Raw genomic sequence first — 23,989 nt, 5'->3', positions numbered from 1 at the left:
GGGGAGGACGAACATGGACTACGAAGCATTCTTCCAGGTCGAACTGGACATGCTGCGCGACGACGGGCGCTACCGCGTGTTCGCCGAACTGGAGCGCAAGGCGGGCAATTTCCCGCATGCCGAATGCTTCAACCATGTCGGCGTCGACAAGGTCACGGTATGGTGCTCGAACGACTATCTCGGCATGGGCCAGCATCCCGCCGTGCTGAAGGCGATGCACGAGACGCTCGACCGCTGCGGCGCGGGCGCGGGCGGCACCCGCAACATCTCCGGCACCACCCACGCGCATGTCGAGCTGGAGCGCGAGCTTGCCGACCTCCACGGCAAGGAATCGGCGTTGCTGTTCACCAGCGGATATGTCTCGAACTGGGCGGCGCTCAGCACGCTGGCGGCGCGCATCCCCGGCTGTATCGTGCTGTCCGACGCCTTGAACCACGCGTCGATGATCGAGGGCATCCGCCACAGCCGCGCCGAATGCCATCGCTTCGCGCACAACGATCCCGAGGATCTCGACCGCCGCCTCTCGGCGCTCGATCCGGCGCGGCCCAAGCTGGTCGCGTTCGAAAGCGTCTATTCGATGGACGGCGACATCGCCCCGATCGAGGAAATCCTCGACGTCTGCGAAAAGCACGGCGCGATGAGCTATATCGACGAGGTCCACGGCGTCGGCCTCTACGGACCGCGCGGCGGCGGCGTTGCCGAGGCTCGCGGATTGATGGACCGCATCACCGTGATCGAAGGCACGCTGGGCAAGGCGTTCGGCGTGATGGGCGGCTATATCGCCGGGTCCGCCGCGATGTGCGATTTTGTGCGCAGCTTCGCCAGCGGCTTCATCTTCACGACGGCACTCCCGCCCGCGCTGGCAGCGGGCGCGGCGGCGAGCATCCGCCACCTCAAGGCCAGCCAGGTCGAGCGCGATCGCCATCAGGAACGCGTCGCCTATGTCCGACGCCGCCTCGACGCGATCGGCATCCCGACGATCGACAATCCCAGCCACATCATCCCGGTGATGGTCGGCGATGCGCACAAGTGCAAACGCATCAGCGACTGGCTGATGGAGCATCACGGCATCTATGTGCAGCCGATCAATTATCCCACCGTGCCCGTAGGCACCGAACGCCTGCGCCTCACCCCCTCGCCGGTCCACACTGACGACGACATCGACAAGCTGGTGCGGGGCCTGAGCGAAATCTGGTCGATGTGCGAGCTGGCGCGGCGCGAGATGGCGGCCTGAAGCCGGCGAGAGGACCGGGAACGCATTGTCGGGACACAGCAGTAGGCGCGCCGATCGTTGACCTTGGGTACTTGGACGACCGGCCGCGCCCATCCCGCGCGGCGTCGCGACCTTGCCGTTGGTGCGAGGTTCGCCCCCCCCACGCCGACTGGCACGCAAAGACAATTTTACTTAGCTGAAGCGGACCTCAAGGACGCGTAGCGACCGATTGCAATGCTGATTAGCGGGCTACCCACCGTGAGCACCGCCAAAGCTGCGATCCAGCTGACCATGCCGCCAGCGAAGGCGCTGACGCCGATAGCGATCGAGGTCCAGCTCCGCCGCAAGATCGGCAGCATGTCGTCCACGGCAACATCCTCGTCGAGTAGCTCGGGAGAAGCTATGATGCTGCGGATTAGCTGTCGGTTCAGAACTCCGAGCACTACCAGCCAGCCGGTGTAGAAACCGACAGCAACTCTTAATTGCACGTGTTCGCTGATCACCGCAGTCGGGAACGGCATAAAGGCCACAGCAAGCAGCAGAAGCAAATTGACTGCGATCAACCGCCGATTGGTACCTTTTAGAACGCCCATCACTTCGTGATGCACGATCCAGAATCTTCCGAGTACCGAAAAGCTTACCAGAAACCCGATATAATTTGGTATCAGGTTGAGCAGCGCCTGACCCAACTCTTCCCCGGTGGCATGGGGAATGTGCGGCAGCTTCACCTCGACTATCAGAAGGGTCATCGCGATCGCAAACACCGCATCCGAAAAGAATGTGGTCCGCTCAAGGCCTTGTTTGTCGCGATCTTCATCGGCCGCCTTACGCTTCATTGCGTTGACCCAGCCAAACCCACCCTGCCCGTGTCGACGCTCCTCATGCTGTATATGCCCCCTGCGTTTTCGCGGCGAAAGCTGCGTTCAATTGACGACGATCGTTCCCGTCATCCCGAAGGTGGAGTGCATGAAATGCGAACAATGCGCTTTGTAGCGGCCCGGCGCTGGCGCGACGATGTGAATGTCGAGCCCTTCGCCACCGTTGAGCCTTATTCCACCCGTCTTGACATATACACGATCCGCAGGCGCGACATTCGCGGCGGTGAAGAAGTTTTCGGCGACGAAGTCGTGACCCCCGCCAGAATGGTTCACGAAATGCAGGACGTACGGCTTGTCATGGGCCAAGGTGATGGTGGCTGGCGAGTACTTGAAGTTCGACATCTCGATCTCGATACGCTCGCCATCTTGGGCCCTTGCGGTGCCGGCAGCGAGAAGAAGCGTTGCTAGGATGAAAATGCGCATTGTCGCTCTCCTGGGCCCTTGGCCCTCGCTCAGTGAGCGTATCCCGCTACGCTTGGACTGTCGAGCGTCCTCAATCGAACGAGCCCACCTTGGCGAACGTGTTGCAATGGTGCCCCTGAATAGCATCAAGGACTGTCCCATTTGCCACCCATTCCACGACGGCCACTTCGAACCGCGCGCCGAGTCATCGATGCCGCAACGGGCTCGATCCGGAATTTATAGATCGTATTGTGCAGTGCGCTTGGGAAACAGCCCGACGTTCCGCTTCGGCTCGCAACCGACGCGGCACGCACTTACTCCTCCAGTCCCCGGCGCAGCGGCCGGGCGAGGACCCATACCGCGAGCATCACCACCGGCACCGCCGCGGCCACGATATACGGCTTGGCCTCCGCCCCAGCCGGATACGCCAGATAGCCGATCAGCGAGACGAGATAATAGCTGATCGCCACCACCGACAGCCCCTCGACCGCCTGTTGCAGCCGCAGCTGGAGCCGCACGCGGCGGTCCATCGATTCGAGCAGGTCGCGGTTCTGCTTGGCGAGCGCGATATCGATCCGGGTGCGCAGCAGCGAACTGGTCCACGCCGTGCGCTGCGACAGATCCTCCAACCGCGCCGAAAAGCTCTCACAGGTTCGCACCGCAGGTGCCAGCCGGCGTTCTGTGAAATCGGCCAGCGTCTGGAAACCGCGCACCGCGCCGACCGCCAGGCTGGCGAGCCGTTCCATGCTCAGCTGCGCATAGGCGCGCGTCGCGCTCATCCGATACCGCGTCGCCGCGACCAGCCGCGCCAGCTCGGCCGATACCGACGTCAGCTCGTCGAGCAGCGCGTCGTCGCTGGTGCTGCGCTCGGACACCTGGTGCGTCAGCGCCGACAGCCGCTGCTCGATCGCGGTGACCTCGGGGGTCAGCTGCTGCGCCAGCGGCAGGCCGAGCAGCGCCATGTTGCGGTAATTGCCCAGCTCCTGCATCCGCACCACCACCTGCGCGGTCTCGTCGCCTTCCAGCGCGATGTCCTCGACCAGCAGCCGCCCGAAGCCGTCGCCGTGCAGCATGAAATCCGACGCGATCCGCGCCTTGCCCTGCGCGACGTTGCATACCGTCAGCGCCGACGGATCGAACCATTCGCCCAGCGCGGCCCGATCGGGCATTCCGCCGGCATGGCGGATCACTGCGATCTGGGTCGCGCGGATCACCTCGCCCGGCAGTCCGATCAGGATCGACGCCGCCTCGCCGTCGAACACCGCCGTATCGAACGGATCGCCGAAGCTTCCCTGCCGGATCAGCGTGAAGCTGGCGAATTCGGTATGCCCCTCCCACACCAGGGTGAAGCCGCCGACCGGCAGCACCGCATAGCGCGACGCGGGCGCGATGCGATGCCCATGCGCGGTGGCGATGTCCTCGACATAGGCGCGGCTCTCGCGCGCGGCCTGGTCGCCGAGCAGCGTCACCACCTGCAGCAACCGGCACGGGCTGGCAAAGCGCGGCAGGCGCCGCACATGCATCTCGGCCGACAGGCTGGCGCGCAGCGGATGGCTGCGCGCGCTCAGATCGTGCATCGCACCTCCGGTCCGCCCCGGCGTACGTGCCGGGGCCTTGGGGCAAGACTTACCGGGCGGGTTCCTCCACCGGTGCGCTCGGCCGGTCGGCGGGTGCCGCCGCCGGGCCGGTGTTGACCGCCTGCGGATCGTCGAACGCGCGTTCGGTCGCAACGCGTCCGGCGACGCCGCCGACATCCTCCGCCGCCGCGACTCCGATCGGGCCGCGCAGCGTCGGCGATCGCGCCAGCATGCTCTGTCCGCCCAGTGGCTTATTCAGCCCCTGATGACAGGTCATGCAGTTGACCTTGTACGGATCGCCCTGCGGCCCCTTGCGATTGGCCGGGAATACCGGCGCGAGCGGATTGATGTGCGCGTCGTTGATGTCGTTGACCATGCGGATGCCGTAATAGGCGGTCGCGCGCTGCGGCCGGCTGAGGTTCCACGCGCCCAGCGACTGGGTGTTGTGGCAGAAGGTGCAATTGACCCCCAGCGATTGCGACAGATGCATCATGAAGCCATAGCTGGCCTCAGTCTCCTTGGTGGATTTCCCGGTGCCCATCGGGTGCGACGTCTTGCCGGCCACGCGCGAGCTCAGCCCGCCCTGCAGATAGGCGACGAACGGATCGTATGGCAGCGAGGCATAGCCGACATTGGCATTGGGCGTGTTCTGCCCACGCTTGTTGTTGAGGATCGAGCGCGGATCGGGCGTGCCCTGCTGCACCGCCCAGGTATATTGCGGAACCGCATTGCCGCGGTGGCAGGTATAGCAGGTCACGCCGGTCTGCTGGACGTGCGTCGACCATTTCGAATTGATCGATTGCGTCATGCGCAGCATCTGGCGGGCGACCAGCTTGGTATAGACTTCGTCCGACGCCATGTTCGCCGGATTGTGGCAGTAATTGCACCCCGCCTCGGGCGGCGCGATCCACTGGGTGATCTGCGCCATCAGGTGGTTGAAGCGCTCCGCCGACACGTCGCCCAGCACCTGGACGTTCTGATAGACCTCGCGCGCGCGCGGTCCGGTGTCGGGCGGCAACGGATAGGGATCGTCCGGGATCGCCGCCTGCTCGCCGACCGTGCTCACGTCGATCACCTGCGCCATGCCGGTGCCGCGATATCCGGTCTGCGTCGATTGCTTCGGCCCCAGCTCGCATCCCGCCAGCGCAAGCGCCGCGCCGGTGACGCCGCCGATCAGCAGCATGGAGGAACGTGCCCGCGCGATCATTGCGATGCTCCCACTAGGGTCGATGGATCGACGACGCCGGTGCCGGGATAGGCAGGCGCATAGCCATGCTCGATCGCCCACAGATACCAGTTGTCGACGACGGTACCGGTCAGCAGGATGCCGATGCCGCCGGTCAGCGTGGTCAGCACCGCGAACCACCAGGCCCAGCGATGGATCGATTCCATCGTCGCGTTGAACCCCATCGTCCAGCGCCAGAACAGCGCCGCGCGCTCGGAAGCCGTTCCGCGGTCGGTGATCTGCTCGATCTCGCGCTCGCCGCCATAGCGCCCGACCGCCAGGATCGTCGCGCCGTGCATCGCGAACAACAGCGTCGATCCGTAGAGGAACGCGATCGAAAGCGCGTGGAACGGATTGTAGAAGAGATTGCCGTAGCGGATCGAGAACGCCGCGGTCCAATCGAGGTGCGGGAAGATGCCGAACGGCACCGCCTCCGCCCAGCTGCCCATCAGCAGCGGCCGGATGAAGCCGAGCACCAGCATCAGCCAGATCGCCGACAGGAACGCCCACGACACATGCGTGCCCATGCCCAGCGCCTTGGCGCGGCGATAGGTGCGCAGCCACCACAGCAGCACGCTGGCCGACATGAAGAAGCCCGCAAACTGCCACCACCCGCCTTCGGCAAGCGGCACGAACAGCGTGAAGCCCCATTCCGGCCCCGGCGGCTCGAGAGCCAGCCAGGGCAGCTGCCGCACGAACTGGACCGGGTCCCAGCCGACGCTGGCGAACATGTTCAGCCCGACGATCTCGAAGGCGAGGAAGCCGCAGACCAGCGAGGCGATGCCGAGCCGGCCGAGATAGATCGGCCCCAGCTGCGCACCGCCGAACTTGCCGAGCCAGTACGAAAACCCGCCGCGCCCCGTCCGCCCGAAGGTCGCGCCGTGCAGCGGCGGGCCGAGTTCGGGAAGCGACCGGATCTGCACCTGAGTGAAGAGATTCTGATAGCGTGCCATGACGTTTCCCCTCAGCTCCAGATCGGCAGGTCGAGCCACCACGTCCACCATTCGGGCCAGCCGCGGGTCCATAACGGGCCGGAAATGATGATGCAGACCGCGCTCCAAAATCCCGCCGACAGCGCCAGGAACAGGCCGAGCCGGTGGATGCCCAGCGTGCCGATCGAATAGCCGATGGTGTCGCGGAAGAACGCGTCCTCATATTCGGGCGTCTTGACCTCGCCCGGGCTGCCGTCGCGGTTGCGCGCCGGGTTGACCGCCGACAGCACCAGTGCGCCGTGCAGCGCCAGCGCCAGCGTGGTGGTGAAGAAGAAGCTCACCGCCAGCATGTGCGCCGGGTTGTAGTGGAAATGGAGATATTGGTAGCCGGTGTTCGACACCCAATCGAGATGGCTGAAGATGCCGTAGGGAAAGCCGTGCCCCCAGGCGCCGAGCCATACCGGGCGGATCACCACCAAGCTGATATAGGCGAAGATCGCCACCGCGAACGCCACCGGTACGTGATAGCCGATGCCGAGCTTGCGGCAGATCTCGACCTCGCGCAGCGCCCACGAACAGAATGCCCCGATCGCGCAGATGGTGATGATCTGCCAGAACCCGCCCTCGCGCAGAGGGGCGAGCGCCAGCCCGTAGCTCAGGTCGGGCGGCGCGATCGAGATCAGCCACGGGTTCCAGGTCGGCCCCAGCGACGCCGCGTAGAAAATGAGCAGCGTGCCGAGCGCGGCGAAGAACGCCGTCGTCACGCCGAAAAAGCCGACATAGAAAGGCCCGACCCAGAAGTCGAACAGGTCGCCGCCCAGCAGCGTCCCCCCGCGCACCCGGTACTTCCGCTCGAAACTCAGCAGAGCCATGACCATTCCTCCGCGCGCGGACCGGAGCCCTGCGTCGTTGCCGTTGCAATATTGGACCGGGTAGCGAGGTCATCCCCCGGACGACCCCGCCTGCCCCGACCCGCGCGCGCCGGGACGGCGCGGCGCGGGGTACGCAGACCGGCGCTACGTCGCCGGAGCGGCCATCGGCGCCGTCGCGGCGGCCGGAGCCGTGCGCGGGCCGTCAAGCCAGTTGAACCGGTCGGTGCTGAGCAGGATGAAATGAATCAGGATTGCCAGCACGAACAGGAAGATCGCAAGCGCGACCAGCGTCCGGCGCGGGTCGAAGATGAGCCAGGTTCTCCACATGACCGCTTCCTCCCTTATGCCAGGAACGAGGTGAGGACGGCCTGCGCCACCTGCACCCCGTCATTGATCGACGCATAGCCGTTGGGACCGGGCAGCCACGGCCGCCACGACCATACCAGGAAATGCGCGATGATCGCGACGATCGTGAAGCCCAGAAAGCTCGCCATGAAGAGCTTGTGGAACTCCTTCGCTTCTTCCGGGGTCAGGTAGGTTCCTGGCCCCATCCTTTCGTCTCTGATGTCACTCATATCTTCGTCTCCATTGTTCCCGACGAGGACGGGAGCCCGGAACATGCTCCCAGGCGGTATCGCGGCCGGGAAAGCCCGGCAGCGATCTTGGCACCGCTTGGTCCCCGTGCGGGGTCAGGCGGGAATGGCATTGTCGCGGTCATCGTCCGCGGCTTTCGGTAAGCGCGTCGGCCAGGCGGCGTTCGCTGACACGGGTTTCGCCCGCGCGCCGCGCGGCGCGTTCGGCGGCATCGCGGATGCGCTTGGCGGCGGAGATGCGCACGAGTACCGGCTCGCGCTCGACCGCGGCATCGAGCCCGGCCTTGGCGGCGTCGTCCCAGCCGATCTCCGCCTGATCGCGCGCCGGTGTCGGATCGACGGCGTCGAGCTGGCTGGCCAGCGGGAGGATGTGGAACAGCGCATCGAACAGCGCATTGCACACTTCCTGGACCAGATAGGTCGCGCCGGCATAGCCCATGAACGGCGTGCCGGTATGGCGGCGGATCACCGCGCCGGGGAAGCTCGCGGGAATATACATTCCGCGCCCGCCCGCCTCGGCCATGTACATGCGCTCGTTGAAGCTGCCGAACAGCACCAGCGGCGGCGTGTCGCGGATCGCGTCGCGCACCGCGTGATTGTCGGGCTTGATCCCGGCGCTGCGCGAAAAGGCGAAGGTGCAGGGCAGTCCCATGTCGCCTTCGAGGAAATTGCGGATGCCGCGCGCATAGGTATCGGTGGCGACGATGCCGAAGCTCGCCGTGCCGAAAAAGTCCTGCGTCACCGACCGCCACAGGTCCCACAGCGGCTTGATCGTGGTGTGCTTCTCGCGCTCGATGAACGGTTCGGGATCAAGCCCGAGCAGTTCGCCGAGCTTGCGCAGGAACCGCGTCGTGCTCTCCAGCCCGATCGGTGCCTGCAGGTACGGGCGCTCGAGCGTCTCGCACAGCCCGCGTCCGAACTCGCGGTACATACAGATATTGACTTCGGCCTCGGCCAGCCGCCGCACGTCGGCGAGGTGGCTGCCGAGCGGGAACGCCATCGCGACCTCGGCGCCGATCCCCTCGATCAGTCGCCGGATTTCGGCGAGATCGCTCGGCATGTTGAAGGTGCCGTACATCGGGCCGATGATGTTGACCTTGGGCCTTGCCCCTTCCTTGCGGCGGAACGGCGGCACTTTCTTGGGCCCGAACTGCGTCCACAGCCAGGTGAGCGCGCGATCCGCCGACTGCCACTGGTCCTCGTCGATGGTGCGCGGCAGGAAGCGGGCGATGTTGGTCCCTTCCGGCGTCACCCCGCCGCCGATCATCTCGGCGATCGATCCGGTGACGACCACCGCAGGCAGGTCGGGGTCGAGCGTCTGCCACGCCCGCCGCATCGCGCCTTCGGTGCCGTCGCGGCCCAGTTCCTGTTCGGACAGCCCGGTGACGGTGATCGGCAGTTCGTGCGGCGGCAGTGCGTCGGTGTAGTGAAGAACCGACGTCACCGGCAGGTTCTCGCACCCGACCGGTCCGTCGATGATGACCTGCAACCCCTTGATCGCAGTGAACGCGTACACCGCCCCCCAATAGCCACCCGCACGGTCGTGATCGAGGATGAGGGTCACGATCCCACCGCTTCGACGGCCTTCGCCGCCGCGATCCGCCGCGCCGCATATTTCGCCTTGAAGTCCGGCCGCTCGACCGGCGTCTCCGTCCATAGCCCGGCGCTCGGCCCCGCCCCGACGCCTTCGAAGAACTCGGTCATCCTCGCAAAGCGGTCGCGATTGGCCATCGCGGCATTGACCACCATCGCCAGGCTGCCCGCCCCCGCCGGCCCCATCAACGGCCGCGCCGAGATCAGGTTGGTGAAATACAGCGCCGGGATCGAGCGCGCCTTGGCATGCTGCACCACCGGCGTCGTGCCGATCGCAAGGTCGGGGCCGAATTCATGGAGCGCGGCGATGTCCCGTTCGAGGCTGGCGCGGAACTGGACGCGAACGCCCTTCGCCTCCAGCCATTCGCGGTCGGGATCGGACCAGCGCGTTCGGGGGCAGGCGGTGCCGACATAGGGCACGTCCGCCCCGCTCTCGATCAGCAGCCGCGCGACGAGCAGCTCGGATCCTTCATAGCCCGACACGGTGATCCGCCCCGCAATCGGCTTGGCCGCCAGTGCCGCGGCGATGGCCGGAAGGAAGCGATCCTTCGCCGCATCCACCTTGTCCCGGGCGATCCCGCAGGCGGAGCCGATCGCGTCGAGCCATGCCGCGGTGCCGTCGACGCCGACCGGCGCGGACCCGACGACGCTGCGCCCGGCCGCTTCGAACTCGCGGACGCTGGCGGTGTAGAAGGGATGGATCGCCGCGACGACGGCGCAGTCGAGCGCAGCGTACAGCTCGCGCCATTCGCGCGTCGGCACGACCGGCCCTGCGGCGAGGCCCAGCGGCTCGAGCATCTGCCCGATACCCGGGGGGTCTGCAGGAAACATTTCGCCCAGGAGCGTCACCGTCGGGCGATCGGACCGCTCGCGCGGCGCGGCGACCGGGCCGATCTCGGCTTCCTTGCGGGCATAGGCCAGCATCGCGCCGGCCAACACGTCCTTTGCCTCGGCATGCGTCGGCACGCCGAATCCGGGAACGTCGATGCCGATCACCCGCACGCCGTTGATGCTGTCGGGCAGCAATTGCAGCGGCACGCCGCTCGCGGTCGGCACGCACAGATTGGTCACGACGATCGTGTCGTACAGCGCCGGATCGGCGAGCTGGTGCACCGCGTCGCGAATGTCCTCGAACAGCTTGCCGGTGACCAAAGTCTCCGAACTGAACGGCACATAGCCGACGCTGCGCCGCGCGCCGTAGAAATGGCTGGTGAAGGTCAGGCCATAGACGCAGCACGCCGACCCCGACAGCACCGTCGCGGTACGCCGCATGCGCAGTCCCACGCGCAGCGATCCGAAGGCGGGGCACATCGACTGTGGCTGGTCGTGCGGGCCTTTGGGGTAATCCGCGGCGTACCGGTCGAGGACATCCGATTTCCCGGCCTCGACCGCCGCCGCGCGCAATGTCTCGCCGCTGGCGCAGCCTCCCTCGGCAGGCGCGATCCGATCGCGCTCGCGCGGTGGCGTGGCAAAGGCGTCAGACTGCGTCATAGACGACTTCGAGGCTCGGCTTGGTGACAAACGGCTTGCCCCGCATGTCCGCCTGCGTCGCGGGCTTAAGCGTGACGTTGCCGCCGGTATCCTCGGGCTTGAACAGCCCCAGCAGCCCGTCCTGGTCGAGCGGGGTCGGGCGTACCGGCGGAGCGGTCGCGACATTGTCGGCAAGCTCGGCGAACAGCGGACCCCATTGGCTGTCCGACGTGCCGATGATCTGGTAGTTCGCCGATTTCTTGCGGATATCCTCGTGCGCGGGAATCGAGATCAGCGTCGGGATGCCGACCGCATCGGCAAATGCCTGCGCCTCGCCCGACCCGTCGTCCTTGTTGATCAGGATGCCCGCCACGCCGACATTGCCGCCCATCTTGCGGAAATACTCGACCGCCTTGCAGACATTGTTGGCGACGTAGAGCGATTGCAGGTCGTTCGACGCGACGACGATCACCTTCTGGCACATGTCGCGCGCGATCGGCAGGCCGAAGCCGCCGCACACCACGTCGCCCAGGAAATCGAGCAGGACGTAGTCGAAGCCCCATTCGTGAAAGCCCAGCTTCTCGAGCGTCTCAAACCCGTGGATGATCCCGCGCCCGCCGCAGCCGCGGCCGACTTCCGGCCCGCCCAGTTCCATCGCGAACACCCCGTCGCGCTGGAAGCACACGTCCTCGATGCCGATCTCCTCGCCCGCCAGCTTCTTGGCAGACGAGGTCTCGATGATCGTCGGCGTCGCCTTGCCGCCGAACAACAGGCTGGTGGTATCGCTCTTGGGATCGCAACCGATCAGCAGCACCCGCTTGCCCTGCTGCGCCATCATGTAGCTCAGATTGGCGAGCGCGAACGACTTGCCGCTGCCGCCCTTGCCATAGATCGCGATGATCTGCGTTTCCTTCGTGACCGGGCCGCTCGGTACCGGATCGGGCTCATGGCTCGCCTCTTCGCGCAGCGCGCCGATGTCGAGCATGGTCATAGCGCACTCCAGTCGAGCACCATCTTGCGGCACTCGGGGTCGGTAAAGGCGGACGGATAGGCATCGGCCGCGTCGGCGGCGGGTCGGACATGGCTGATGAGCCCGTCGAGCGAGAGGCTGCCGGCATCGATCAGCGCGGTGACCGCGGCGACGTCGGCAGGGGTGAACTCGGCGGCGATCCGCAGCCGCGCCTCGCGCATGAACGCGGGCGGAAATGCAAAGGTCAGGCTGTCGTAGAATCCCGCCAGCGTGATCTCGCCGCCCTTGGCCAGCCGCATCACCAGCGTATCGAGGATCTCGCCCGCGCCGCTCGCGTCGCAGATCGCGCGATAGTCGCGGCGCTCGTCGCGGATCGGGTCGATCACCCGGTACGCTCCGCCGCCGTCGCGCCGGTCGAACCGGATCTCCCACACCATCGGCGCAGGTTTGCCCATCGCGATGACGATCCGTGCGATCAACCTGCCCAGGATACCGTGCCCGACGATCAGCTCGGGCGGAGCCGCGGCATCGACCGCATGGAAGGCGGTTGCGGCCAGCGCCAGCAGCGTGCCGCGGGCGCCGAGCCGCTCGCTGACCGGCAATGCGCGCGCCGAGGGAAGGATGACCCGGCGCGCGCTGCCCCCGAACAGGCCGCGGGCATCGACATAACAGTTCGCACCGGGAACGAAGACCCATTCGCCGATCCGTCCGCGGACTTCGGCGCCGGCGTCGACCACGCGCCCGACCGACTCATATCCGGGCACCAGCGGATAGCCGAGCCCCGGAAAGGGCGGCATCCTGCCACTCCACAGCAGTTTCTCGGTCCCGGTGCTGACGCCGCTCCAGGCGATTTCGATCAAAAGGTCGCTACTGCCCATCGGCTGCAGGGTCAGCGGACGCAGCGAGAGGCGCTCGGGAGCCTCCAATATGATCGCCAGCGCCTGCATTGCGCGCTCCCCTGATTGGCGAAGGGTCCAGGCCGGACCTCTTCCGCACCTGTCATCCTAACTGGACAGTTGATGTTGTCAATGTTGATTGACGATGGTCATCGTCAGGCGGTGGCGACAACCACCCTTGCCGTGATCGGCAATTGCGTCCGCAACAGCCGCGACCTCGCAAACCCGGCGTCGGCAAGCATTGTCCCGATCTCCCTCGGGCTTCGCGGCCGCCCCGAACCCATCGCCCACAGATACCAGCCGAAATACGCGTCGCCCGATGCCACGGCACCCGGCGTCCCCGCCATCGGCTCGGCGATCACCAGCTGCCCGCCGGGGCGCAATGCTGCGCGAATGTTGCGCAGCAATCGCGCTGCCGGGTCGGCATCATGGTCGTGCAGGATGCGCACCAGCGTGACGCACTCCTGCTCTCGCGGCAGCTCCCCTGCCAGGAAATCCCCCCCGACCGCGTCGAGCCCGCCAAGCCCCTTCGCCGCGAATCGCGCCCGCGCGCGCTCGGCCACTTCGGGCAGGTCGAACACCGTCGCGCGAATCGCCGGGTGCCGCTCCTGCAGCCGTTCGACGAACGCCCCTTCGCCGCCGCCGATGTCGAGCACGCGGCGATGTGCGCCAAAGCGATAGGCGTCGATCACCTGGTCGGCGACCAGCGGCTGCGACGCCGCCATCAGCGCCGAATAGCCCGCCACCTCGTCAGCGCTCCCCTGCCCGCTGTCCTGCGCGTAGTGCCAGTATCGCGCCAGCGCGCCGCCCCCGCGTGAACGCAGCGCCGCCAGCGGATCGGCGAGGTCGGCGTAGAGCAGGCGATGGTGCGCGATCATCTCGAGGATGCCGCGATTGCCGAGCAACGCCGCGCCCGCACTGCCCAGCATCCAGTGCGTCCCGACACGCTCCGCCAGCCGCAGCGCCGCGGCGGCGCGCGCCAGCCGTTCGCTTGCCTCCACCGGCAACTGCGTCGCCTCGGCGAGCACCGACGCGTCCATCGCACCGGGTTCGAGCGCCGCCAGCATTCCGCTCTCGACGAATGCCGCCAGCGTCTGCGAATAGGTGAATCCCGCCACCAGGTCGAACAGCGCCCGGGCCTCGCTGCGTGCCACCGGTCGTGTCGGCGCAAAGCGCGCGGCGAAGCGCTGGAACCGGGGATCGGCCAGCAGTCGATTGCGCCGTTGCACCAGCGCCCTGCGCCATCCGTCGCTCATGATTGACAATCCATATGTCCAAGGGTTTGGACAGCTGCTACGATCGCGTCAACGGCGATCCTGAAAGGGGTAAGCGATGCCCCGGCAACGGGTGACGATCCTCGGCAGCGGCATGGGCGGGCTGGTCACGGCCGCGCTGCTTGCCGCGCGCGGGGACGAGGTGACCGTGGTCGAAGCGCAGTCCGGCCCCGGCGGCAAGCTGCGCGCGCTCGATGTCGATGGCACCGCGATCGACGCGGGTCCGACCGTGTTCACGATGCTCGATGTGTTCGAGGAGATTTTCGAGCGCTGCGGCGCGCGCCTCGCCGATCACGTCAGCGCACGGCCTGCGGCAGTGCTCGCCCGCCATGCGTGGGGCGATGACCGCCTCGACCTGTTCGCCGATCCTGCCGCCAGCGAAGACGCCATCGGCCGGTTCGCCGGCCCCGGTGCCGTCACCGGCTATCGTGCCTTTCGCGAGGAGGCACAGGGCATCTTCGACGCGCTCGATACGACCTTCCTGCGCGCGCAGGCGACCAATCCGCTCGGCCTCACCGCGCGCATCCTCGCCACCGCGCCGGCGCGCGCGTTCCGGCTCAATCCCTATCGCTCGCTGTGGAGCGGGCTCGGCAGGCATTTCGCCGATCCGCGGCTGCGCCAGCTGTTCGGCCGCTATGCCACCTATTGCGGATCGTCGCCCTTCGCCTGCCCCGCCACGCTGATGCTGATCGCGCATGTCGAGGCGCGCGGCGTGTGGCTGATCGACGGCGGCGTGCACCGCCTCGCCGCGGCGCTGGAGGCGCTGGCAAAGGCGAACGGGGCGCAGTTCCGCTATGCCGCGCCGGTGGCGACGATCGACATCGTGCGTGGGCGCGCGGCCGGGGTCACGCTCGCGTCGGGCGAGCACCTAACCGCCGATGCCGTGGTCTGCAACGCCGATCCGGCTGCCCTCGGCGATGGCCGGTTCGGCCCTGACGCCGCGCGCGCCGTGCGCCGCATCCGGCCCCGCAACCGCTCGCTGTCGGCGATGGTGTGGGTTACGCGCGGCCGCGCCGCCGGCTTCCCGCTGCTGCGCCATAACGTGTTCTTCTCGCCGGACTATCGTGCCGAGTTTGCCGCACTCGCCGCCGGACGCCTCGCCGCCGACGCCAGCGTCTATGTCTGCGCGCAGGACCGCGACGACACCGCCGCCGACGCCCGCAGTGGCGAAGAACGCTTCCAGATCATCGTCAACGCCCCGCCGCGCGGCGACCGCGGCGGCTTTTCCCAGCAGGAGATCGAGACATGCACCCAGGCGATGCGCAATCGGCTGTCGCAGGCCGGGCTTTCGCTCGATTTGCCGCCGCCGGCAACCCGGCTGCTGACGCCGAGCGATTTCGAGAGCCTTTGTCCGTCGACGGGTGGAGCCCTGTATGGACGGGCCTCGCACGGATGGGCGGCGTCCTTCCTGCGCCAGGGCAGCCGGACGCGGATCCCTGGGCTCTACTGCGCGGGCGGGAGCTGCCATCCGGGCGCGGGCCTGCCGATGGCCGCACTGTCCGCCAGCCTTGCCGTCGATTGCCTGGAAGCGGACCGCGCTTCGACGTCCGCGTCGATGCGAATGGCTATGCCTGGTGGTACATCGACGCGACCAGCGCGGACGGCCAGCACGGCCTGACCCTCATCGCCTTCGTCGGCAGCGTGTTCTCCCCTTATTACAAGCTGTCCGGTCGCAGGCGTCCCGACAATCACTGCGCGATCAACATCGCGCTCAACGGCCCGCGCAGCAGCGCCTGGGCGATGACCGAGCGGGGACGCAGGCACGTCACCCGCGACGCGGATCATTTCCGCGTCGGGCCAAGTTCGATGGCGTGGGACGGCGACTGCCTGACGATCGAGATCGACGAGATTTCCGCGCCGATCCCCTATCGGGTGCGCGGCCGGGTCAAGCTCTACCCCGACATGCTCGCCACCACCGCCTTCGCGCTCGACCCGCAGGCGACGCACCGCTGGCATCCGATCGCGCCGCGCGCCCGAATTGAAGTCGAAATGGGCCGCCCCGGGGTGGCGTGGACCGGCAGCGCCTATCTCGATTCCAATTTCGGCGACGAACCGCTCGAGACGGGGTTTCGCAGCTGGCACTGGTCGCGCGCGCATCTGCGCAACGACGTCGCCGTGCTGTACGAAGGTGTGTGCGACGACGGCCGCCCGTTCGATCTCGCACTGCGCTGTGACCGCCAGGGCCGCTGGCGCGATGTCGAGCCGCCCGCATCCCAGCGGCTGCCGCGCACCGGCTGGGCGATCGATCGCCGCACCCGCAGCGACCACGGCGCGGCGAAAGTGGTCAAGACCTGGATCGACGCCCCCTTCTACGCCCGTTCGGGGCTGGCGACGCGGCTGTTCGGCGAGGATGCGTTCGCGGTCCACGAAAGCCTGTCGCTGACGCGGTTCGCGTCACCTGTCGTCCTCTCGATGCTCCCCTACCGCATGCCGCGCGCGCTCTTCTGACCCGGACGCGTCCCTGGCCGACTTGTCCCTCGCGATCTCGCGGTTGATCGACACCAGCTGCCATATCGCGAAGCCGACCACCGCGACGACGACGATGCCCAGGTCGACCAGGCCGTAATAGTTCGGATCGATCATGCCGGTTGCTCCGCATGCGCCAGCGCGCCGCTAGCCTCGGCAAATGCGATCACGATGTCGGCGATATCGACCGGCCGCTCTTCGTGCATCAGATGCCCCAGCCCGGAAAGGTGCCGGACCTGCGCACCGTCGATCCGGGCCGCGGCGGCATCGACTGCGCTGGCCGGGATCGCCGCGTCGCGATCGCCGTGGACCAGCAGCACCGGCACCTGCACCTCGCCGAGCCGCGCCGCGAACGAATCGAGGTCCCATTCCGCCATCATCGCGATCGCGCCGCCGCAATGCCCGGCGTCGCGGAACACGCGGCCGTAGAGATCAGCCCCGGCGGCATCGATCGCCGAACCGGTGCTGCGCGCCAGAAACCGCCCGACCTCGCCCGGCCCGCGCGCGATCTGCGCGAAGATGTGCGGCGCGAACGGGTTGACGAACAACAGCTTGGCCAGCGTCGGGAACAGCTTCGCGGCGATCCCCGGAAACGGCAGCAGCGCGGGGTTGAGACCGATCATCGCCCGCGGCGCGATGTCGCGGTCGAGTGTCATGCGAATGGCGATCGCCGCGCCTGCCGAATGTCCGACCACCATGCCGGGGCCGACCTCCAGCGCAGCGAGCAGCTCGGCGAGCGCGCCCGCCATCGCCGCCATCGACAGCCCGCCTGCCGGACGCCCCGTGGTAAAGCCATGTCCCGGCAGGTCGGGTGCGATCACCGTGAACCGCGCGGCGAGCAGCGGCATCACGTCGCGCCAGCTATGCGTCGCCGCGCCCGTGCCGTGCAGCAACAGCAGCACCGGGCCGCTGCCCATCACCTGCACGTGCCAGCGAATGCGGCCGACGCTGACAAACCGGCTGGCGGAGCGGTTGGGCCAATCGGCGCCTTCGCGATCGAAGCGGAGCGTCATTTCGGCATGGCCTCCCTGACCGCCGCGTGCATCGCACGCGCATCGGCGCGCGGCAGCGGCAGATAGCGCGCGCGCATCGCCCCCGCCAGCGCCGCCCCTTCCGCGCGCGGTCGCGCCGAGATGTCGACAAATGCCCCGTCGATCCCGGCCGCGCCGATCGCCTGCGCCGCGGCCTGCGCATCGCCCTGCGCCGCGCCGCGCGGCCCGCCTGCCAGCGCGACGTTGGCACGCCCGTCGCTCAGCACCACCACAAATGCCGTGCGCCCGCGCGCTACGGCAGCTTCGGCCAGTTCGCGCGCCAGTGTTAGCCCTGCCGCGATCGGGGTTCCCCCTCCGCCCGGCAGTTCCGCCAGCGCCCGCCGCGCCCGCGCCAGGCTGCGCGTCGGCGGCAGCAACAACTCGGCACCCTCACCCCGAAACGCCACGAGGGCGACCTGCGCCCGCTTTACATAGGCTTCGGCCAGCATCAGCTCGACCGCACCTTTGGCCTCGGCCAGCCGCGCCAGCGCCGATGATCCCGACGCATCGACCGCAAAGATGGTCGTCGCCTCGGCCCGGCTTTCGAAGCGGCGAATCCGCAGGTCGTCCTTGCGGATGCGGATTCTTGCGTCCTCGCGCCCGCGCAATCGCTGCCACGGCGCCGCCGCGCGCAGCGTGTCGATCAGGCTCAGTCGCAATCCACCGCGTGGCACGCCCGAGCGCGTGCCCACCGGACGTCCCCGCGTCGGCGAGCGGCGCTTCTCTCCCTTGCCGCGCGCCCGAGTCGCGGCCGCGCGCGCGCTGCCCTGCGCGATCGCCGCGAGCATGTCGGGGGGCAGCGCCGCCAGCACCGCCTCGAGCACGACGTCGTCGAGCTGGCGCGGCTCGCCCTGCGGTTCGTCCCCCGGCGCGTCGCTCGGCGGCGACGGTTCCGGCGCCTCGTCCTCTTCCGCCGCATCGGGTTGCGGCAACCGGGTCGCGCGCGGCGCCAGCACCAGCCGCGCCGCCACCGTGACATCGCCGTCCGACACCGCATCACGCCCTTCCAGCCGCGCCAGCGCCAGCGCCGCCCGCACCGCGAACAGCTGCGCCCGCATCGAGTCGATCCCGAGCGCGCTCGCGACCGACGCGATCGCCTCGATCTGCACCTCGTCGATAATGGCCTGCGTCGCCGCGGCACTCATATCGCAAGCAGGCGGCAGGCCGTCCCCGGCCCCCTCCAGATCGAAGCGAAACGCCAGCCGTTCGGCAAGCGGTGCCGCCACGGCCTCGTCCTCGATCCCGTCGTCGAGCGCCACCACCACGAACCGCGCCGCATCGCGCCGGCTCAGGCCGTCACGCTCCGCTACAACCATGCCGCTGTCGAGCGCGGCGCACAGCGCGCTCACTACCACGTCGTCGGTCCGCTCGGCGCCCGGCAGCAGCACTGCGCCGCCATCGGCCTGTGCCAGCAGCCCCGATTGCGCGACCGGCCGCCCCAGCGCCAGCGTCGCGCCCAGGTCGAGCCCGCCGACCAGACGATCGACGTCGACGTTGCGCGGCAGCGTGCGCGCCGCCCCGATCGTCTCGACGACCCGATCGCGCGCAGGTCCGTCGCCGCGCAACACCACTCCTCCCAGCAGCGGATCGATCCGCAGCAGCGCCATCGCCAGCAGCGCATCGCCAAGCACATCGGGCGCCGGATCGCCCGCCCCGCTCATGCCGCCGCCAGCTCGCCCATCGCGCGTTCGATCCGTGCGGTCGATCCGGTGTCGTCGAGCGGATTGCGCCGCAGCCGGTGGCGCAGCGCCAGCGCCGCGACCCGGTCGAGATGCGCGTCCGCCACGACCTTCGCCCCCTCCAGCGCCGCCAGCGCGCGCGCCGCACGCATCAGGGTCAATTCCCCGCGCAGGCCATCCGCGCCGACCGCGCTGCACAGCCGCGCCGCGCGCGACAGAATGCTGTCGGGCATCTCGACCTTGCCGACCAGATCGCGGCCGCGCGCGATCCGCTTGAGCGTCTTCTTCTCCTGCGCCGCCCAGCCTTGCGCGAACCCCGCCGGATCGCGCTCGAACGCGTCGCAGCGCTTCAATATCTCGACCCGGTCGGCGATGGCCTGCGGCGTGCGCACTTCGACCGACAATCCGAAGCGGTCGAGCAACTGCGGGCGAAGTTCGCCCTCCTCGGGATTACCGCTGCCGATCAGCACGAACCGCGCCGGATGCCGCACGCTCAGTCCCTCGCGCTCGACCAGATTCTCGCCCGACGCCGCGACGTCGAGCAGCAGGTCGACGATATGATCCTCGAGCAGGTTGATCTCGTCGATATACAGGAACCCGCCATTGGCCCGCGCCAGCAGCCCCGGTTCGAACGCCTTGACCCCTGCCCCCAGCGCGCGTTCGAGGTCGAGCGCACCCACTACCCGGTCCTCGGTCGCGCCCAGCGGCAGGTCGACGAACGGCACCGCCGCCTTGCCCTTGGCCGGGGCGGCCCCCTCGGCATGATAGCCTACCTGTCCCGCAGGCACCGGCGGCAGCAGCGCGGCAAGCGCGCGCACCGCGGTCGACTTACCCGTCCCGCGGTCGCCGAACACCATCACTCCCCCGACCCGCGCATCGACTGCGGCGATCAGCAGCGCCAGCTTCATCTCGTCCTGGCCGACGATCGCGCTGAAAGGAAATGGGGAACGCATCCCCGAACGTGTATCATGCGTTGGACGTTCGACAAGCTAGACAGGGAAGATCATGGCAATCGACTGGACCCCGATCGTGACGGCGGGCGGCGCGGCGCTGGCGCTGGGCGGGATCGGCGGCGCCACCACCCCGATCGGGCAATGGTATGCCGATCTGCGCAAGCCGAGTTTCCAGCCGCCCAACTGGGCGTTCGGCCCGGCGTGGAGCGTGATCCTGACCTGCGCCGCCAGCGCCGCGGTGGTCGCGTGGAACGCTGCCGACACTCCGGCCGAGCGCGCCGACATCCTGATCCTCTACGCCGTCAACGCCCTGTTCTTCCTGCTGTGGAGCCCGCTGTTCTTCGTGGCGAAGCGTCCCGACTGGGCACGGATCGAGGTAGTTTTCCTGTGGGGATCAGTGCTCGCGCTGGCGATCGGGCTGCGGCCGATCTCGCCGACGGCGTCGTGGCTGGTCGCTCCGTATCTCGCCTGGGTCAGCTTCGCGGCAGTGCTCAACCACGCCATCGTGCGGCTCAACGCGCCCTTTGCGCGTTGAGTCTTCGCGTCTGCGCCGAACGGGTGTAGCATCGGTGCAAGTCACGAAAGGAAGTCCGCCGCTCTCGAACCGCTGAAGGAAGTGTCATGGCCGTCACGACGTCTCCGCATTCCGCCCCCGCATCTCCGTCCGCCGCCGACCCCGAAGTCCGGCGCATCGGCAAGGCCGATATCGACTGGGCGCTGGCGGAAGGGTGGAAGGATTTTCGGGAGAAGCGCGGCGACCTGATCGTCATCGGCCTGCTCTACCCGATCGTCTGCCTGGTCGCGGCTTTCGTCACCTTCAACGATCCGCTGCTGCCGCTGTTCTTCCCGCTGGTCGCGGGCCTCTCGATCGCCGGGCCCGCCGCCGCCTCGGGCTTCTACGAACTCGCCCGCCGCCGCGAGGAAGGACTCGAATCGAGCTGGTGGCATTTCCTCGATCCGTTGAAAGGGCGCAGCCGCACCCCGATCGCGATCCTCACGCTCGGCCTCGCCGGATTGTTCATCGGCTGGCTGATCGCCGCCTATGTCCTCTACACGCTGACGCTGGGCGCCGAAGCGCCGATGCGGCTCAGCGAGATCGGCCGGCTGTTCACCACCGCTTCGGGCTGGACGATGATCGTGCTCGGCCATCTCGTCGGCCTGGTCTTCGCAGCGATCGCGCTGGTATTAGCGTGGGTGTCGTTCCCGATGGTCGTCGACCAGCCGGTCGATGCCGCCACCGCGGTGCGCACCTCGATCGCCGCCGCGCGCAGGAACCCCAAAGAAGCGATCGGGTGGGGCATCCGCGTGGGACTGCTGCTCGTCGCCGGCACGCTGCCCTTCGCGATCGGGCTGGCGATCGTGCTGCCGTGGCTCGGCTATGCGACGTGGCATCTCTACACGCGGCTGGTGGTTCGGTGAGCTAAGGACGCCCGTCCCCGTTCGTTTCAGACGCTTCGTGACGTGGGTCGATTACGTCTGAAATGGACGGGTAAAGAGGCGTCACGCCAGGCGCGCTGCCTCGTCGCTCCGCAGCGTTAGCACTTCCACACCCCCGCGCGTTACCGCCACGGTATGCTCGAACTGCGCTGACAATTTGCCGTCGCCGGTCACCACCGTCCATCCGTCCTCCTCGGTCGCGGTGCGGCGGGTGCCCTGGTTGATCATTGGCTCGACGGTGAACACCATTCCCTCGCGCAACCGCATCCCCGTCCCGCGCTTTCCGAAGTTCAGTACCTGCGGCTCCTCGTGCATCTCGCGCCCGATGCCGTGCCCGCAATATTCGCGTACCACCGAATAGCCGTGCCGCTTGGCATGGCGCTCGATCGCGAAGCCGATATCGCCCAAATGCGCGCCGGGCCGCACCTGGCCGATGCCCTTCCACATCGCCTCCTGCGCGACGCGTACCAGCCGCCGGGCCACAGGCGAGGCGCTACCGACCAGATAGGTTTTGCTCGAATCCGCGATGAAGCCGTTCTTTTCCAGCGTGATGTCGAAATTGACGATGTCGCCGTCGCGCAGGGTCGCGTGCGGATCAGGTACTCCGTGGCAGACGACGTGATTGATCGAGCAATTTAGCACATGGCCAAATCCATATTGCCCCTTGCTTGCTGGCCGCGCGGCGAGTTCGTCGGTGATGAAGCGCTCGACCAACGTATCGATTTGCAGCGTCGACATCCCCGCCAATTCCAGCCGGTCGAGCATTTCGAACACTGCCGCCAGCAGCTTGCCCGATACCCGCATCAGCGCCAATTCTTCGGACGTCTTGACCATGTCAGGCGGCCGCCTTGTATCGATCAATCATTTGTACCGCCAAGCTCCCGAACCGTCACCTCGGCGAACGCTGGGGTCTCAAACCTCGCTCGAAGGTATCGAATTAGGTCCCGGAACACCGGCTACCCCTTTTCGATCAACGAACCTTTCCACGCCCGCCATGTCGTCAGCCTTAGCCCCTCCAGCACGAGATACCAGCCTGCGCCAGCAAGAGGGTGTATGCATCGCTGTCCTACGCGCAGATGTTCTGCTATTGTTCCCCGGCTATGCCCGTTGCGACTCGCTCTGCCGGACTCGTCTCCGCCCCTGCGGCCAGCACCCTCGCGCCCGCCCTCGGCAACCCCGAACGTAGGTGTGAACTTTCTCAACTTCACTCCGCCACCCTGGCATTTCCACCGCGTCCGCTGCGCTGGCTGTTCCTCGATCTCAACAGCTATTTCGCCAGCGTCGAGCAGCAGCTGAACCCCGACCTGCGCGGTCGTCCGGTCATCGTCGCGCCGGTCGACAGCGACACCACCGTGGCGATCGCCGCATCGATCGAGGCGAAGCGCTACGGCATCTCGACCGGCACGCCGGTTTGGGAAGCGCGCCGCCTGTGCCGCGACCTGATCGTCACGCCCGCGCGGCACGAAAAATATGTCGAGTTCCACGACGCCATCGTTGCCGAGATCTGGACCCATATTCCGGTCACGAAGGTCTGCTCGATCGACGAGGTCGCCTGCCGCCTGCTCGACAACGAGAATGACCGCGACACGGCAATGGCGCTCGCGCGGCGGATCAAGGCGGGGATCCGTGCGCGGGTCGGCGAATGCCTGCAAAGCTCGGTCGGCATCGCCCCCAACCGCCTGCTCGCCAAGCTCGCGTCGGATCTGCAAAAGCCCGATGGACTGACCGTGTTCGAGGCACTCGACCTGCCCCACCGCCTGTTCGACCTCAAGCTGCGCGACATTGCCGGGATCGGCGCGAAGATGGAGCGGCGGCTGGCGCAGGACGGGATCAACGAGATCGAGGAGCTTTGCCGCCGCCGTCCGCGGGATGCGGGCACGGCGTGGGGCGGAACCAATGGCGATCGCCTGTGGTATCTGCTCCACGGCGTCGACCTGCCGGAAAAGCCGACGCAGAGCCGATCGATCGGCCACAGCCATGTGCTCAGCCCGCAGAAGCGCGGGCTGGAACCGACCCGGCTGACCGCCCGCCGCCTCGCTCTCAAGGCGGCATCGCGGCTTCGGCGAAAGGGTTATCGCTGCCGGCTGCTGGTGCTTCACGGCAAGTTCGAGGACGACAAGAGCAACTGGCACGCATCGGTCAAATTGCCGAGCACGCAGGACAGCTTTGTCATCCTGTCGGCGCTCGACGCCCTGTTTCCGCGCCTTGCAGGCGCGGGGCGGCAGCGTCCCGGAGGGTTTCGGCTGCGCATGGTCGGCGTCACGCTGTGCGAGATCGAGCCGGTGGTAGGCGAGCAGGGTTCGCTGTTCGCCGCGCTCGACCCCGACGATCCGCTTGCGCGCGAGACGCGCACGCTGGCGCTCAGCCGCGCGATGGACCGCATGAACGAACGCTTCGGGCGCAACGCCGTCACGGTCGGCCCGCTGGGCGGCGGCCGCCTCGACCGCGTCGGCACCAAGATCGCGTTCGGGCGCATCCCCGACCTCGACGAGTTCCACGAATAGGAACCTGCGTCCTGCCAGCGAGTT

24 protein-coding genes are annotated in these 23,989 nt (G+C 67.8%); 6 read left to right on the top strand and 18 right to left on the bottom strand.

All coding sequences use genetic code 11. The features are described 5' to 3' along the window. The first annotated feature begins 13 nt into the window (after positions 1-13). Positions 14-1,234 carry a 5-aminolevulinate synthase gene (hemA, locus tag FHY50_RS02550; protein WP_140046819.1) on the top strand — a complete coding sequence of 407 codons (1,221 nt, stop codon included), beginning with the start codon at positions 14-16 and terminating at the stop codon, positions 1,232-1,234. A gap of 167 nt (positions 1,235-1,401) precedes the next feature. On the opposite strand, the gene FHY50_RS02545 is transcribed toward hemA, so the two are convergent. From FHY50_RS02545 to FHY50_RS02485, 13 genes are all read right to left on the bottom strand, one after another. Continuing rightward, positions 1,402-2,049, bottom strand: coding sequence for a TMEM175 family protein (locus FHY50_RS02545; protein ID WP_140046818.1), 648 nt, complete (start codon positions 2,047-2,049; stop codon positions 1,402-1,404). An 87-nt stretch (positions 2,050-2,136) separates the two neighbouring features. After that, the gene (locus FHY50_RS02540) at positions 2,137-2,514 is read right to left on the bottom strand and encodes a cupredoxin domain-containing protein (protein ID WP_140046817.1); all 378 of its coding nucleotides are present in this window, start codon (positions 2,512-2,514) and stop codon (positions 2,137-2,139) included. A 293-nt stretch (positions 2,515-2,807) separates the two neighbouring features. Continuing rightward, positions 2,808-4,070, bottom strand: a complete 1,263-nt coding sequence (locus tag FHY50_RS02535; RefSeq protein ID WP_140046816.1) for a DUF3422 family protein — start codon at positions 4,068-4,070, stop codon at positions 2,808-2,810. 49 nt (positions 4,071-4,119) lie between these two features. Beyond that, on the bottom strand, positions 4,120-5,277 hold the full coding sequence (gene pufC, locus FHY50_RS02530) for a photosynthetic reaction center cytochrome PufC (protein WP_140046815.1): 1,158 nt from the start codon (positions 5,275-5,277) through the stop codon (positions 4,120-4,122). After that, positions 5,274-6,248 (bottom strand): photosynthetic reaction center subunit M, encoded by a 975-nt coding sequence (pufM, locus tag FHY50_RS02525; RefSeq protein ID WP_140046814.1) that lies wholly within the window; start codon positions 6,246-6,248, stop codon positions 5,274-5,276. The genes pufC and pufM overlap by 4 nt, the downstream gene beginning before the upstream one ends. An 11-nt stretch (positions 6,249-6,259) precedes the next feature. Then, a complete protein-coding gene (gene pufL, locus FHY50_RS02520; RefSeq protein WP_140046813.1) occupies positions 6,260-7,099 on the bottom strand; it encodes a photosynthetic reaction center subunit L in 840 nt (279 codons plus the stop codon). Between the two features lie 144 nt (positions 7,100-7,243). Then, positions 7,244-7,426 (bottom strand): light-harvesting antenna LH1, alpha subunit, encoded by a 183-nt coding sequence (pufA, locus tag FHY50_RS02515; protein ID WP_140046812.1) that lies wholly within the window; start codon positions 7,424-7,426, stop codon positions 7,244-7,246. A 14-nt stretch (positions 7,427-7,440) separates the two neighbouring features. Then, entirely contained in the window at positions 7,441-7,674 is a 234-nt protein-coding gene (pufB, locus tag FHY50_RS02510) for a light-harvesting antenna LH1, beta subunit (protein ID WP_140046811.1), read from the bottom strand. Positions 7,675-7,813: 139 nt separating this feature from the next. Next, positions 7,814-9,256, bottom strand: a complete 1,443-nt coding sequence (gene bchZ / locus FHY50_RS02505; RefSeq protein WP_140046810.1) for a chlorophyllide a reductase subunit Z — start codon at positions 9,254-9,256, stop codon at positions 7,814-7,816. Further along, the gene (gene bchY, locus FHY50_RS02500) at positions 9,253-10,776 is read right to left on the bottom strand and encodes a chlorophyllide a reductase subunit Y (RefSeq protein ID WP_140046809.1); all 1,524 of its coding nucleotides are present in this window, start codon (positions 10,774-10,776) and stop codon (positions 9,253-9,255) included. The genes bchZ and bchY overlap by 4 nt, the downstream gene beginning before the upstream one ends. Beyond that, positions 10,763-11,746 (bottom strand): chlorophyllide a reductase iron protein subunit X, encoded by a 984-nt coding sequence (locus tag FHY50_RS02495; protein ID WP_140046808.1) that lies wholly within the window; start codon positions 11,744-11,746, stop codon positions 10,763-10,765. The genes bchY and FHY50_RS02495 overlap by 14 nt, the downstream gene beginning before the upstream one ends. After that, the gene (bchC, locus tag FHY50_RS02490) at positions 11,743-12,672 is read right to left on the bottom strand and encodes a chlorophyll synthesis pathway protein BchC (RefSeq protein ID WP_140046807.1); all 930 of its coding nucleotides are present in this window, start codon (positions 12,670-12,672) and stop codon (positions 11,743-11,745) included. The genes FHY50_RS02495 and bchC overlap by 4 nt, the downstream gene beginning before the upstream one ends. A 104-nt stretch (positions 12,673-12,776) precedes the next feature. Next, entirely contained in the window at positions 12,777-13,877 is a 1,101-nt protein-coding gene (locus FHY50_RS02485; RefSeq protein WP_140046806.1) for a methyltransferase, read from the bottom strand. Between the two features lie 76 nt (positions 13,878-13,953). Here FHY50_RS02485 and crtD point away from each other — a divergent pair, with 76 nt between their 5' ends. Continuing rightward, complete coding sequence (gene crtD / locus FHY50_RS02480; RefSeq protein WP_140046805.1) at positions 13,954-15,513, top strand: 1-hydroxycarotenoid 3,4-desaturase CrtD; 1,560 nt, start codon at positions 13,954-13,956, stop codon at positions 15,511-15,513. After that, positions 15,414-16,343: a hydratase gene (locus FHY50_RS02475; protein ID WP_243846690.1), complete on the top strand. Its 930-nt coding sequence runs from the start codon at positions 15,414-15,416 to the stop codon at positions 16,341-16,343. Before crtD ends, FHY50_RS02475 begins: the two co-directional genes overlap by 100 nt. Here FHY50_RS02475 and FHY50_RS02470 read toward each other — a convergent pair. Genes FHY50_RS02470 through FHY50_RS02455 form a run of 4 tightly spaced genes read right to left on the bottom strand, consistent with a single transcriptional unit; the run spans position 16,290 to position 20,024 of the window. Beyond that, positions 16,290-16,478, bottom strand: a complete 189-nt coding sequence (locus FHY50_RS02470) for a hypothetical protein (protein WP_140046804.1) — start codon at positions 16,476-16,478, stop codon at positions 16,290-16,292. The two genes, FHY50_RS02475 and FHY50_RS02470, sit on opposite strands and share 54 nt — an antisense overlap. Next, complete coding sequence (gene bchO / locus FHY50_RS02465; protein ID WP_140046803.1) at positions 16,475-17,374, bottom strand: alpha/beta fold hydrolase BchO; 900 nt, start codon at positions 17,372-17,374, stop codon at positions 16,475-16,477. Before bchO ends, FHY50_RS02470 begins: the two co-directional genes overlap by 4 nt. Continuing rightward, positions 17,371-19,053: a magnesium chelatase subunit D gene (locus FHY50_RS02460; RefSeq protein ID WP_140046802.1), complete on the bottom strand. Its 1,683-nt coding sequence runs from the start codon at positions 19,051-19,053 to the stop codon at positions 17,371-17,373. Before FHY50_RS02460 ends, bchO begins: the two co-directional genes overlap by 4 nt. Continuing rightward, positions 19,050-20,024 carry a magnesium chelatase ATPase subunit I gene (locus FHY50_RS02455; protein WP_140046801.1) on the bottom strand — a complete coding sequence of 325 codons (975 nt, stop codon included), beginning with the start codon at positions 20,022-20,024 and terminating at the stop codon, positions 19,050-19,052. Before FHY50_RS02455 ends, FHY50_RS02460 begins: the two co-directional genes overlap by 4 nt. 52 nt (positions 20,025-20,076) lie before the next feature. On the opposite strand from FHY50_RS02455, the gene FHY50_RS02450 reads away from it, so the two are divergent. Together FHY50_RS02450 and FHY50_RS02445 are read left to right on the top strand one after the other, a co-directional pair. Then, positions 20,077-20,559, top strand: a complete 483-nt coding sequence (locus FHY50_RS02450) for a TspO/MBR family protein (protein ID WP_140046800.1) — start codon at positions 20,077-20,079, stop codon at positions 20,557-20,559. An 86-nt stretch (positions 20,560-20,645) separates the two neighbouring features. Beyond that, complete coding sequence (locus FHY50_RS02445) at positions 20,646-21,443, top strand: DUF2189 domain-containing protein (protein ID WP_140046799.1); 798 nt, start codon at positions 20,646-20,648, stop codon at positions 21,441-21,443. A gap of 81 nt (positions 21,444-21,524) precedes the next feature. Here the strand turns inward: FHY50_RS02445 and map are convergent, their stop codons facing one another. Then, positions 21,525-22,295 carry a type I methionyl aminopeptidase gene (map, locus tag FHY50_RS02440; RefSeq protein ID WP_140046798.1) on the bottom strand — a complete coding sequence of 257 codons (771 nt, stop codon included), beginning with the start codon at positions 22,293-22,295 and terminating at the stop codon, positions 21,525-21,527. A gap of 266 nt (positions 22,296-22,561) precedes the next feature. Between map and FHY50_RS02435 the strand changes: the two genes are divergently transcribed. Then, positions 22,562-23,965, top strand: a complete 1,404-nt coding sequence (locus tag FHY50_RS02435; RefSeq protein ID WP_140046797.1) for a Y-family DNA polymerase — start codon at positions 22,562-22,564, stop codon at positions 23,963-23,965. The last annotated feature ends 24 nt before the right edge of the window (positions 23,966-23,989 follow it).

It is taken from the genome of Sphingomonas japonica (assembly GCF_006346325.1).
GTDB lineage: Bacteria > Pseudomonadota > Alphaproteobacteria > Sphingomonadales > Sphingomonadaceae > Sphingomonas > Sphingomonas japonica.
This window is presented reverse-complemented; position numbering and strand designations above follow the sequence as displayed.

Coding starts and splice junctions, on each gene's coding strand:
- crtD (WP_140046805.1), top strand. CDS start 13,954: ATGCCCCGGCAACGGGTGACGATCCTCGGCAGCGGCATGGGCGGGCTG.
- FHY50_RS02445 (WP_140046799.1), top strand. CDS start 20,646: ATGGCCGTCACGACGTCTCCGCATTCCGCCCCCGCATCTCCGTCCGCC.
- pufB (WP_140046811.1), bottom strand. CDS start 7,674: ATGAGTGACATCAGAGACGAAAGGATGGGGCCAGGAACCTACCTGACC.
- pufL (WP_140046813.1), bottom strand. CDS start 7,099: ATGGCTCTGCTGAGTTTCGAGCGGAAGTACCGGGTGCGCGGGGGGACG.
- pufM (WP_140046814.1), bottom strand. CDS start 6,248: ATGGCACGCTATCAGAATCTCTTCACTCAGGTGCAGATCCGGTCGCTT.
- pufA (WP_140046812.1), bottom strand. CDS start 7,426: ATGTGGAGAACCTGGCTCATCTTCGACCCGCGCCGGACGCTGGTCGCG.
- FHY50_RS02470 (WP_140046804.1), bottom strand. CDS start 16,478: ATGATCGATCCGAACTATTACGGCCTGGTCGACCTGGGCATCGTCGTC.
- FHY50_RS02460 (WP_140046802.1), bottom strand. CDS start 19,053: ATGAGCGGGGCGGGCGATCCGGCGCCCGATGTGCTTGGCGATGCGCTG.
- bchY (WP_140046809.1), bottom strand. CDS start 10,776: ATGACGCAGTCTGACGCCTTTGCCACGCCACCGCGCGAGCGCGATCGG.
- FHY50_RS02535 (WP_140046816.1), bottom strand. CDS start 4,070: ATGCACGATCTGAGCGCGCGCAGCCATCCGCTGCGCGCCAGCCTGTCG.
- FHY50_RS02540 (WP_140046817.1), bottom strand. CDS start 2,514: ATGCGCATTTTCATCCTAGCAACGCTTCTTCTCGCTGCCGGCACCGCA.
- pufC (WP_140046815.1), bottom strand. CDS start 5,277: ATGATCGCGCGGGCACGTTCCTCCATGCTGCTGATCGGCGGCGTCACC.
- FHY50_RS02485 (WP_140046806.1), bottom strand. CDS start 13,877: ATGAGCGACGGATGGCGCAGGGCGCTGGTGCAACGGCGCAATCGACTG.
- map (WP_140046798.1), bottom strand. CDS start 22,295: ATGGTCAAGACGTCCGAAGAATTGGCGCTGATGCGGGTATCGGGCAAG.
- bchO (WP_140046803.1), bottom strand. CDS start 17,374: ATGACGCTCCGCTTCGATCGCGAAGGCGCCGATTGGCCCAACCGCTCC.
- FHY50_RS02435 (WP_140046797.1), top strand. CDS start 22,562: ATGCCCGTTGCGACTCGCTCTGCCGGACTCGTCTCCGCCCCTGCGGCC.
- bchC (WP_140046807.1), bottom strand. CDS start 12,672: ATGCAGGCGCTGGCGATCATATTGGAGGCTCCCGAGCGCCTCTCGCTG.
- hemA (WP_140046819.1), top strand. CDS start 14: ATGGACTACGAAGCATTCTTCCAGGTCGAACTGGACATGCTGCGCGAC.
- FHY50_RS02545 (WP_140046818.1), bottom strand. CDS start 2,049: ATGAAGCGTAAGGCGGCCGATGAAGATCGCGACAAACAAGGCCTTGAG.
- FHY50_RS02495 (WP_140046808.1), bottom strand. CDS start 11,746: ATGACCATGCTCGACATCGGCGCGCTGCGCGAAGAGGCGAGCCATGAG.
- FHY50_RS02455 (WP_140046801.1), bottom strand. CDS start 20,024: ATGCGTTCCCCATTTCCTTTCAGCGCGATCGTCGGCCAGGACGAGATG.
- FHY50_RS02450 (WP_140046800.1), top strand. CDS start 20,077: ATGGCAATCGACTGGACCCCGATCGTGACGGCGGGCGGCGCGGCGCTG.